6 protein-coding genes are annotated in these 12,049 nt (G+C 41.1%); 3 read left to right on the top strand and 3 right to left on the bottom strand.

Going from position 1 to position 12,049, the window contains the following annotated elements; translation table 11 throughout:
* The first annotated feature begins 324 nt into the window (after positions 1-324).
* The 3 genes from ACQ2HE_RS16480 to ACQ2HE_RS16490 all read left to right on the top strand — a co-directional run bounded on the left by ACQ2HE_RS16480 (position 325) and on the right by ACQ2HE_RS16490 (position 3,956).
* On the top strand, positions 325-1,740 hold the full coding sequence (locus tag ACQ2HE_RS16480) for a S41 family peptidase (RefSeq protein WP_430896636.1): 1,416 nt from the start codon (positions 325-327) through the stop codon (positions 1,738-1,740).
* Positions 1,741-1,777: 37 nt separating this feature from the next.
* Complete coding sequence (locus ACQ2HE_RS16485; RefSeq protein WP_430896634.1) at positions 1,778-2,728, top strand: TolB family protein; 951 nt, start codon at positions 1,778-1,780, stop codon at positions 2,726-2,728.
* A 61-nt stretch (positions 2,729-2,789) separates the two neighbouring features.
* On the top strand, positions 2,790-3,956 hold the full coding sequence (locus ACQ2HE_RS16490; RefSeq protein WP_430896632.1) for a cation:proton antiporter: 1,167 nt from the start codon (positions 2,790-2,792) through the stop codon (positions 3,954-3,956).
* On the opposite strand, the gene ACQ2HE_RS16495 is transcribed toward ACQ2HE_RS16490, so the two are convergent.
* The 3 genes from ACQ2HE_RS16495 to ACQ2HE_RS16505 all read right to left on the bottom strand — a co-directional run bounded on the left by ACQ2HE_RS16495 (position 3,931) and on the right by ACQ2HE_RS16505 (position 12,047).
* Positions 3,931-5,880 carry an adenylate/guanylate cyclase domain-containing protein gene (locus ACQ2HE_RS16495; protein ID WP_430896630.1) on the bottom strand — a complete coding sequence of 650 codons (1,950 nt, stop codon included), beginning with the start codon at positions 5,878-5,880 and terminating at the stop codon, positions 3,931-3,933. The two genes, ACQ2HE_RS16490 and ACQ2HE_RS16495, sit on opposite strands and share 26 nt — an antisense overlap.
* Positions 5,881-5,906: 26 nt before the next feature.
* Positions 5,907-11,357: an MBG domain-containing protein gene (locus ACQ2HE_RS16500; protein WP_430896628.1), complete on the bottom strand. Its 5,451-nt coding sequence runs from the start codon at positions 11,355-11,357 to the stop codon at positions 5,907-5,909.
* Between the two features lie 240 nt (positions 11,358-11,597).
* The gene (locus ACQ2HE_RS16505) at positions 11,598-12,047 is read right to left on the bottom strand and encodes a cyclic nucleotide-binding domain-containing protein (RefSeq protein ID WP_430896626.1); all 450 of its coding nucleotides are present in this window, start codon (positions 12,045-12,047) and stop codon (positions 11,598-11,600) included.
* Between the last annotated feature and the right edge of the window lie 2 nt (positions 12,048-12,049).

Genomic DNA, 12,049 nt, shown 5'->3' on the forward strand with positions numbered 1-12,049 from the left:
GTCGTTCGGAATGACCCCTCATTTTTTTCTTAAACATTCGATATTTTTCGTGGCCCCCACTTCGACCCTTCGACTGCTCCTTCGGAGCGCTCAGGGACCTCGTGGGACCCACTCAAAACATCGGTCGGAGGAGTCGCTTGGATAAAAGAGTACACTTTTATAAAGCTTCATCGCTCATTAACTGGTATGTCATGAAACGTTTGAGATCCTTTATTTCAATAGCACTACACCTTAAAAAATAATTAATTTGAATAGTTTTATCAACTAAGTGTAACAATAAGAAAGGTTTGTTCGTATATTTTCATACCGAACAAACCTTTTTTTATGATTGCTGCTTTAAAAAAACTAACCTTTCTTTTCATTGCACTTTTTGCCGCATTAGTTTTAAGGGCTCAAACTTGCGATTGCTATGAAAATTTAACCGCACTGATCAAAGAAACTGAAACCAATTACGCAGGTTTCCCTTCTAAAACTGCTGTCAACAAAGCCGGTTACACGAACTTAAAACAAACACTTCTTGTAAAATCGAAAGCGGTCGCTCGCTATAAAACTTGCTTCGATATACTTGCAGCCTACGTTCAGTTCTTCAAAGACAAACATTTTTACATTACTTATTACGATGTAACCGATATTGATAGCGTGGTAGTTCACCCAAAGTCGAATACCTATTTCCAACAAGCTTCCTTAAAAAAAGGATTTGAAGGCACTTGGGTCAACCCCGATAAAAATCTAACCATTGGTATTGAGAAAAAAGGAAACAACTACATCGGCTACAAACTAGAAGGAACGGCTGATGCATATCCCGCAGGATTCGTCTACTTCACGTTGTTTGCCAAGAATGGAAAATGGTATGCACTCGACTACAACAATAGAACCAGTACTTCAACGCCTGTAAAGCTATATGGCAATTTATTGCAGTTCTGGGATTTCAATTGCTGGGCGAGAGCCGATTCAACCTTGTTGACAAAAAAAGAAAAGAAGGACTTTGCGCAATGGAAAGGATTCGATAAGCCGGTTTACTTCGAACAGTTGAATGCACAAACCGGGTATTTTAAAATTGGCACTTTCTCCAATACTGATGCAAAGATAGCTCAAGTGGCGGCTGAAAACGACGCCGCAATTCGCAAATCAGAAAAACTCATTATCGATCTGAGAGGAAATAGCGGGGGCAGTACCGGGTGGGTTAGCATTCTGCCTTATATTCAAACATCTGATATCTATCAACCTTTGGCATCTTTAAGAATAACGAAGTCGAACCTAGCCAAAAAACTCCCGGAAATTGAACCCTTCGCCAAAGGTCCGGTTCCTGATGAGTACAAGAAATACTTTCCCGAGTCGATCCTTCGTCAGTACCAAATTGCTTTTGATACGCTTCAAAAAATGCAATCCGGTTTCTATCAAATACCCGGAGCCTTCTTCCCCAATGATCAACCGGCCAATACTATTAAGAAAGTAATATTACTTGTTGATGAGTTTTGCGGAAGTTCCACAGAGTACTTTTTACAACTTTCGAAACAAAGCAAGAAAACGATCATTGCGGGCACCAATACTTTTGGGATGATGGACTATGAAGGCATGAGTAATGGTACTGATTTGCCCTACTCAAAGTTTTCGGTACACATACCTATTACAAAGTCGAATTGGACCGACACAGCACCCATTGATGCTGGCGGAATTCAACCCAAAAATCGCGTACCCGCCGGAACCGTAGATTGGATCAAATGGGCGATGCAACTCTAATACCATCTATTTGAATTTACCCCTCGTATATTGATGTATGAGAAGGAAGTCGATTCTAGCCCTATTTTCAGTACTATTTTTGGCGCATTTTTTTGCGGGGGCCCAATCTTATAAACTTCCTTATCAAATAGTGTACACGGTTTTTCAACCCGATAGCACTGGTTCAAATTGGGACATTCGTTTGGTAAGTATGGATGGTCAAAACAATCGTACGATCCTTCAAAACAAGGACATGGCTTTTGCATATGCTAGCAATGATTCATGTATTTTCTATGCTAGTGACTTTCAACATACGAAAGGCGTTTTCCAATTGTTTGAATGGAACAAAAACAATTTGCAGTCACGTCTAATTTCTCCCTTAGAAATCTACGATGGCCCTATTTGCCAACTATCGCCAGATACATTGTTAGTTGCCACTCGTCCCACTAACATTCAAAGATCCGTCTTAGTAGCGATGAATATTAAAACCGGAAAATACCGCGAATGGCTTGTTTTACCCGGAATGCATGTAACGGAACCAACCTTGTCACCATCTAAAAACGCTCTTGCATTTGTTGGGAGAAAGGCAAAGCCTTCGCCTTATTCCGAAACGGAATTGTATCGCTATGATCTTTCTACTAAAAAAATTCAACAGTTAACCTTCCACGATACCAGTACCAAAGCCAAAATAAAGGAAGGCTTTACAGTTGGTGCTCCTAAATGGCATCCATCGGGTGAATTTATCAGTTATGTAAGTCAACAAAAAGATCTTACTAAAATATACCGTATCAGCCCCGATGGAACGGCAGAAAAGCAACTCTTCATTACGACAAATTCAGTAGGATGGCACAGTTGGAGTGAAGACGGCAAATGGCTGGTTTATCAAGAGTCTGACCCTCTAGGTAAACAGTTTCACATCTATCTGAAAAAATGGCCAGATGGAATTCCCTATCGATTAACAGATTCAGAATACCGAATTCAGTTAGGCCCTGTTTTCATTAAGAACTAAGAAATGTAGATACCGCTCGGCTTGATTTTTGTACTTTTAGGGCCAACCAACTCTTTTATTTGTGACCAGTGCCATTATCATTACTTTTTGCTGTCTCGTTTTAGTTGCCTACCTATTTGACATTACGGCTCCTAAAACAAAAATTCCAACAGTCATATTATTACTACTTGTTGGATATGGTTTAAAAGAGTTGACCAAATTTCTGAATATAACTGTCCCTGATCTTTCAGACACACTCCCTTTACTTGGCACCGTTGGATTGATCTTAATTGTGATGGAAGGCGCGCTTGAATTGCAACTTAACAAAGAGAAGCTTAGTATAGTAAGAAAATCTATTTGGGGCAGCTTGATTCCCATTATTTTATTAGGAGGTGGAATTGCTTATGCATTTCATTTGTACTCCGGTTATCCGCTAAAAGATTGTATTACCAATGCCCTGCCGCTTTGCATTATCAGCAGCGCTATTGCCATTCCAACCGTTCGCAATCTTTCAAAACAAGCGAAAGAATTCATCACATTTGAAAGTAGTTTATCAGACATTATTGGCGTGATCATATTCAATTTTTTTGCCTTGAATGAAATGATCAACGCAGCTTCGGTAGGAGAATTCTTTTTGCAACTGATTGCGATCGTTGTCATCTCCTTGATCGCTACATTATTATTGGCATTTCTTTTCAAGCGCATTAATCACCATATTAAGTTCCTGCCTATTATATTTATGGTGATTTTAATTTATACCATCGCGAAAGCCTACCATTTACCGGCGTTGATCTTCATACTGATATTCGGATTGTTCCTGGGAAATTTGGATGAATTGAAGCGCTACTCCTTTATCAATAAATTCGATCCGGATAATTTAGAAAAGGAGGTTCACAAATTCCATGAGATTACCATTGAATTCACTTTTTTGATTCGCTCCTTGTTTTTCCTTGTCTTTGGCTATTTAATAAAAGCAGAAGAAGTTCTCAACACAGCAACCATTGGCTGGGCAGTTGCGATAGTAGCAGCTATTCTGGTGATCAGGGTTATCCAACTTAAGATTTCGAAACTTCCTCTGCATCCTTTGGCATTTATTGCCCCAAGAGGACTGATCACTGTTTTGCTATTTGTATCAATTACTCCTGCCCAAGCGATACCGATTATGAATCAATCATTGATCATTCAAGTAATTTTGCTTTGCGCCTTAATAATGATGATTGGAATTATGACAACGAAGACCCGTCCCTAGTTCCGGAAACAAAATACATATCAATTTCGCCGATGTTTTTGGCTGATATTTTACCTCTGTACGTACAGATGAATTCATGCTTTACTAGTTCGTAGGTAGACTCGGATATGTTCACCTGACCAGGGGCACCATTGCTTTCCATTCTACTGGCAATGTTTACCGTGGTTCCCCAAATATCGTACGCGTACTTATTCTTACCTACCACTCCTGCCACAATAGGTCCCACGTGAACCCCTATTCGCATCTCCCATGCATCTAATCCTTTGGCTACCCGTTGGCGGTTCTTTTCAATCATACATTTCTGAATCTCAAGAGCCGCTCTAACAATACGAATCGGATGATCTTCTGAACTTACAGGAATACCGCCGGCACACATATACGAGTCTCCAATGGTTTTGATCTTTTCAATACCATGTCGTTCCGTTATTTCATCGAAAGCAAAGAAGAAGTCGTTCAACTCAGCTACCACTTGTTGTGGCGACAAGGAGTCGGCAATTGTAGTGAATCCTTTGAAATCGGTAAACAACACAGAAACCTTCTCATAGAAACGCGGTGTAGCATGACCCTCCTGTTGTAATTCCTTCGCTACTTCCCCGGGCAAAATGTTCAATAACAAGGTTTCAATTTGTGCTTTCTGACTATCCAAGAGAATATTCACTTTTACCTTGTTTCGATAGTTTCGATAAATGATGACGGTAATGATCAATACCAAACCAATACCGGCCATGAATGCATACTTCGCAAATTTTTGACGACGAATGTCCAACTCTTTCAATACCCGATCTTTCTCCAACAAATCGATTTGACTTTGCTTTTTCTCAATTTCAAAATTGAACTCGTAATTCGACAATTTGATGTCCAATTCTTTGTTGTAAATCGTATCCTTAATATCTAGTAACAGATTCTGATATTTATACGCTTGTTCAAAACTCTTTTGACGGGCATAGGTATTGGCCAACCCTTTGTAGATGTCTTTAAGCTCAAAACTCGAGCTGATACTATTCGCCAATTTTTCTGCTTGGTGATATGCCACTAATGCTTGCTTCTGATTGTTTGTGGCAAAATACACGGCACCCAAACTTTTTTGGGCGCGCGTTTCATAAAGCTTTGAATCCAGCTTTACCGCTGCATTATTGGCTTCTTGATAATACTGAAGGGCGATGGAGTAGTTTTTTATGTTTTCGTATACTCTTCCAATATTGATCAACACACTGGCAATATCCACCGTGTTTTCAAATGCTTTCTCGGCACGCTTCAAATAATAAAGGGCAGAATCGGTTCTACCACGCTCTAAAAAAATTTCACCGATGTTTCCGGCAATGGTTCCAATTTGATCATTGTCTTCCAATTTTTCACTCATTGGAAGCGCACGTTGATAATATTGAACTGCCTTATCATAGGTGGCAGCTTTGTGTTGGTATACACTTCCAATATTTATCAATGCAGAAGCTATTCGAAATTCATCGCCGGCTTGTTCAGCGTTTCGTAAAGAATTGAAAAGGTATTCTAAAGCCTTTGATTCGTTGCCCTGGTTCTGATATATGGCTCCAATATTACTTTGAATATTAGCTATCCCAGTGAGATCTTTCAGTGATTCATAATAAGACAAAGATTGTCGCCAATTCTCCAAAGCTTCAATATATTGACTTTGCTGATAATAGGCGATGCCTATATACTTGTAGGCCAATGCTGCTCCTTTTGAAAACGATAAGGAAGATGATAAATCACGAGCCTGAGCGGCAAATGGAATAGCATCCTTTGGCTCTATATTTAAGTACTCCTTACTTAATTGCAAAAGCGCCATTACCTTATTGGTATCTGGCGCCATTGCATTTATTGCTGTTTTTAAGCTGTCAATATTCTGTGCCTTCACAGAAAAAAGACAGGTCAACGTAAGCAGTGTTGTAACGAATAATGGTTTCATAAATTCATCAAACGATCTGTCGGCTCCTACTCTTTCAGTACTTTGGTGGTCATCACCGAATCACCTACTTGAATTTTCAACACATACCAGCCCGATTTCAAGCCACTCAAATCGAGTGCTAAAGTATTGGAACTCGTCTTCTTATCCAAAACAATCGCTTGCTTTCTTCCTAAAACATCGTAAACAGCTGTTACTTTCTTCTCAACACCAAGCGCATCGGCAAAAGTGATGATTACTGTTTGCTTCACCGGATTCGGATAGGTACTGAATTTAGTACTTACCACAGGTACCTCCTCAGTAGTTGTTGAACGAACAGCACCCTCTCCTGTTGTAATCATTGACGCTGTACATTTCAACGAAGTACTGCTTGCAGATACCGATTTCGCCACCAACGTATTGCAATCGTAGGTTCTCAAGGTCCATTTTACAGTAGTACCGTTAAAGAAGATATCGAATGTTCCTCTACCCGGATTAAACAATACCGGTTGCGTTCCTCCAAATGCAGCGGTACTAGTCATAGAATTATTCGTTCCAATAGGCACATATACCGGCGTGCTATTACAGTTGTTATAGTAGAAATGTGCAATATATCCGTATCCACTTGGGTGGTTGGTCACTTTTTCAACGCAAGTAAGACCTACGGTTACCGGATTGGCATCGTATCCTTTTGGATTCACATACAACAGCCCATCAGTATAACCAATGATATAGTTGCCCGGTGCCGCTAATAGAAGATTAGAAGGACGAATGGTATATACACCCGGATTGATACATACAGCCGGCAATAAACTATAGGTAGGTCCGGAAACCACCGTATTGTTCACTCCACTTACAAAGCCTGTGATGGTTGAAGTGAAGGCAGGCAAGGCATCACCACGGTTCATCCATTTGTTGTCGGCCTTAACATTCAATGCCGCAGCGCTTACCACCAATGTTCCATTTTCAACTACAGAAGTATAGTTCTCCGGTTGTTTAAAACTTGGAACCGGTACAATACTATAAGTTCCTGCAGGTACCGGTGTTGTGCTGATAATGGCACCATTGCTGGCTTTTATTTGATATTGCATCGGAGCAGCAAACACTTTCAAAGAATCGTCACCACTTTGATATCCACTCACTATTGAACTATAGGGTTGAACGGCGCTTCCTAAAGCCACTGTTTGCGAATTGGCTTTGATCGATAAACTGGCCTTGGTTACCACTAAGTTTCCAAGTCCATAACTGATATCGAAGTTCTCTGAAATCAAGGCTCCGGGAACAATGTAGTGCGTTCCGGCAGTAAAGCCTGTAATCATGTTAATTGCTTTGAGCGGACTCAAGATCACAGAAGAAGGATCTGTATTCACATCCTCTTCATCTATGATCACAATTACATTCGCATTGCTGGTATCCGATACAGAACTACTGTTCACTATTGCCGTAGTATTTACGACCGACTTAATGTTTACAAGAGCCTGTCCATTTACCACAGACTTGATATTCACAACTGCATTGCCATTGATCAAGGTTGCAGAAGAAGAGTCTTGCTGGTATTTAAAGATTGAATTCGGCGAAATTTCGAGTAGTCTAGTAGTATCATATACCGGTACTCCATTTACCACCGATTTAATATTTACCACGGATTTAATGTTCACAACCGACTTGATACTGGTAATGGCGGCCATTGAATTGATATCAGCAGCCGTTAATAGCCTGCCGTTGATCGCTACTTGATCGTCTACAAAAGCTACTGCAGTATCAATCAAATTGGCTGCATGCAAGGCTTTTAAATTTGACAGGAAGCCTGCTTTTTCGTCGTTAGCGATGGCAGAATCACCATAGAGATAGTTGAATTGAATGTTGCCGATTTTTTGACCGTACACCAGTTGTGTATCTCTCGGATTGATTACAAGCGGCATTTTCTTGATCTGTAACACACCGCCCACAGAGTCATAGTTATACAATTCAAGATAACCTGCATCGGTAGGATCTTCCGGATTAAATGTTCGAAGCGACGGCATGATCACATAATTGTTAACATTGCTCGTACTGGTGGCTGTTGTTCGGAAATAGATGGAATCAATTCCGAGGTCTTTCAAGGTTAAATTAGTTGAGTCGATGAGCACCCCGTCAACAGTTACTTTAGCCGTAAACTGGGGTAACTTCTCGCCGTATTTTTTCGACTTGTTATCTGCCTTTATCACAATATTCTTCTTCACAATATCATAGAAGGTGACACTATTTGAAATACCTCCGTCTTTGCCCGATGGTGTTTGAGAGGGCGTAAACGCTTGAATTGTAGGGTTACCTGTAAAGGCCGGAATTTGTGCCAATGCAGTAGTATCATTCACAATAGTAGTGGTTACCGGATTTCCTCTGAACAATACTTTTGTGCTATCGCTGATATAATTTCCTTTTACCGTTACGGTTAAAGGAGTAGCTCCGGGCGTAGCGCCATTTGGAATTTCCAAACGAATCAATTCCGGTTTTGCTGAAGCAAATTTCGATAAAGCCGAATCTAACTGAATCAACCCGCTTCCACTCATTACATCAAAGCCGGGTGTATTCATATCAATAGCGGTAGCTTTCAACAAAGCACGAATGCTATCAGGCGCGAATCCTGTTCCATAATAACGTTTTTTTGCTTGAATCATTAGTGCTGCCGCTCCGGCAGTATGTGGTGCAGCCGCTGAGGTACCGAAGAAATTAGGTATACCGTCGGCTTCCACATCCAATGCTCCAAAGTTTACCGAAGTATTTACTCCGTTAGGAGCAGTAATATCGGGTTTGTTTCTTGACTGGTTGTTGATGTTGACGCCGCCATAGGAAGAGAACAATTCAGCCATGGGGTTCGCATAGCCATAATCGGGGGTTCTTGTGTATCGAACTGCACCAACCGTAATGGCGCCGGCTGCATTCGCATGTCCTACAATAGTAGCACCACCTGATTGATACTCGTTGATTACCGCCTCGCCTCTGAATACAATGTATTTGAAACGAACATTGCCGGTGCCGTTCGCTCTTGTGATCAAAATATTTGTGGTTGTAGGAGATGTTACGGTAAACGGCAGTACTTCAACGGGGTCACCACCAATATTGTTTCGGTTGAACCCAAATAAGGTAGCGCCATTGTTATTGGTTAAGAAAATATCCAAATCCGTTTGTGCGCCGGTTCCTTGATCGAGCGAATAGAACCCATCTTCCCATTGCAATACAATAGTGTATGTACCTGGAGTTAGTGAGATGTTCTGATAAATATCTCCTCCGCCAAAATTATGAGCTGTACCGTTGTAACCCGAAGGAGGTGTTGTTGCATTGAACACGCCTTCATAACTCTTGTTTCCAAAATTACCGGCCGCCGTAACATACGTTACACCTTGACCGCTTACTTCATTTACAGCTCCTGCAACTACTCCGTCACGGAAAAAGGGTTCTGTAATAAAGGTTACATCATCTACAATCACATCACAACCTGCGTCTCGCAATTGACGAATACCAAGGGCCATATCGGAAGGACTGATAAATCCGGTTCTAAAGGCCAGCTTGGCTTTAGGAGCGATATCATGAACAATTTGAAGCATGGCTCTTCCTTCGTCGGTACGCTGCCCAAATGGATAATCTAAAAGCACTGCAACAGGCTCACCATTCACAAGGTTACCTGTTCCGGGCAAATCGCCGTTGGCCACATCCGTTTGAGCCGGATCACCCGGCAAAGTATTGTAACTATCGGAGATCACCCCTACTTTTACGCTGTCACCACTCAAGTTGTATCCACCGCGTACAATATTGGTTCTCATAACGGCATCACCACCGGTAGTAGCGATCCCTTGTTTACCCACTCCTGGGAAAAGTGGACGCACATAATCGATGAGCGTTGTTAAACTATCGAGCTTTCTTAAATTTCGAATAGGGTACAATCCAATTAAGGTTGTTCCGGTATTTTCGTTTATAATCTTATCCAGTCCGTATGGAGCAGTTTTTAGTAATGTCAACAATTCTCCATACTTGGATGCCAAGGGCACCACTTCAATATAAACACTGTCTCCTTTAATGATAAAAATTGTTTTGGCAGTATCGGTAACCAACCCGAAATTCTCATACAGCGAGTTCAATTCAGCACCAATCAAATTAACAATTTTACCTCCGGCAGGTGGCGGATAATAAGGTAAAATACAAGATTTCTCCGTTACCAATACGGTATCAGAACTACTGCAACCTCCCGCAACTGTTACATTCAACACATATCTGCCAGCTGCGTTAACGGTTGGACTCAAGGTATTGGTTCCAGAGAGAATGGAACCAGGCACATCTAATGCTGTCCATTCATATGTTCCTGCAATAGAGCTAGCGCCTTGTAAGACAACAGTTGGTTGTTCACATGAAATTTCTTTATTCGGCCCTGCATTGACAACAGGAGGAATACAGAACACATAAGGGCTGAAAGCCACACTTACCCCATTTTGTAAAGCTACTTGAGTAGCACTCCAAAGCGCACCGATAATAGTAGTATTTCCGCTACTGTTCCCAATACGAATGGCCGCATAAGGTGCCCAAACAGATCCAATCCATTTAGAAGCACTGTTTGAACTAGAACCATTTGCAATATAAAAGGCTGCAGTATGATCGTCGTCGCATTCTACACCATTACCATGCGTTTCTAATAATATTCTAGATGCAGCACCACCGTTGGTAAGAGAAGTACTCACTTTATTCAATACCACATCGCCATGAACATAAATAATGATATCACCTGTGGCAGCATTCTTAAAGTCAAAAACGATATTGTTAGTACCACCACTGTTCTTGATTGATTTGAACACATAAACTCCGGGGCCTGAAAATGTAAGTGTTTTATTACCCGACAATGCCAAAGTGCCATAGGAACCAGGTGTAATGGTTCTGGTAGATGTTATGTTTGTTGTTCCTGCAGCCGGGAATGTAGTTACAGCAGGCAAAGAAGGAAATCCCAATAAGCTTGGCGTTCCTGTGATGTTACCGGTAGTAGGATTAGGTCCTGTATACGTAGTACCGGAAGGATGTGTAATGAAACCGGTAAAAGTAGAAGAACTTCCAACAGTAGTATTACCTTTTACATTCCAGTTTCCTGTTATAGTGGTAGATGTGCTAGCACTCACCAATACTCCTGTGGTATTAATGAGGTTTGATGCATATAAATTCCCATTCAGTTTGTTATTGCTGGAAAACTGGATCAATCCACCGGCCATAACAGAAGAATTCAATTGCACGGATCCGTAGGTACGAATGGTATTGTAAGAACCTATGATACCGCCATTGATTACGGAAGAAGAATTGATCAACACGCCACAGCCCGGACTAGAACAAGGCGTCTGTCCTACTCCGTTAGGGCAATTGCTATTGCCGCCAAAAATTACATACTGCGAAATAGTTGTGGGAGTTTGAGCATTACCTATAAATGCAACAAATGATACACAAAAAGCAAGAACTGCTTTTAAAGACAGTTTAAAAGAATAACTCATAAAGCATTAGTTAATGGATCGGGAGATCGAGTGACCGACTTTACAAAGGATTTGAATTCTCAGACTTGGTTGTTTGACAGACTAGCGTTGTTAGAATAGTACAAAGAAGTATTTCGTAGGAATCTAGGATATGCTAAAATACGGATTCTAAGCGTATTTGAACATTAAATCTTCAAATACACGATCTCCTACTATACTTTGAGTATGCGAAGAGGGAATTTGATTTATGTCAATTCTCGATTACTTGCCAATAGACCGTGCATTTTGTGCTCTAAGTCGTTGACAGAGAATCTTTACGAATCCTTTCATCACTTCGGGTCTGGTTTCCACTAATTCGTAAAAAGGCTCTTGATCAATTCGAAATAGAATACAGTCTGTTTGCGCTGTAGCACTGGCGCTCCGAGATTCGGTATCCAACAGGCTTAGCTCTCCGAAAACCTCCTTTTCGGGTAGCACTGCCAGTTCTTGAGTTCCCTTGTGAATTCGTACTGAACCCTTATAGATGATATACATACAATCGCCCCTCGCACCTTCTTCAAAAATAGAAACCCCTGCTTCAAATTCCACTTCCAATAACAAAGGCGCTAAATCAGCCAAAACAGGCTCGGGTGTGTCCTTGAAAATACTCAAGGACTTCAACATCAATACTTTTTCGACGAGGAGTAGGCGGTCTATTGGTTGTTCAGACATGA

The organism is Endoryza foliicola (assembly GCF_050589245.1).
In the GTDB taxonomy this organism is placed as follows: Bacteria; Bacteroidota; Bacteroidia; order Chitinophagales; family Chitinophagaceae; genus Endoryza; species Endoryza foliicola.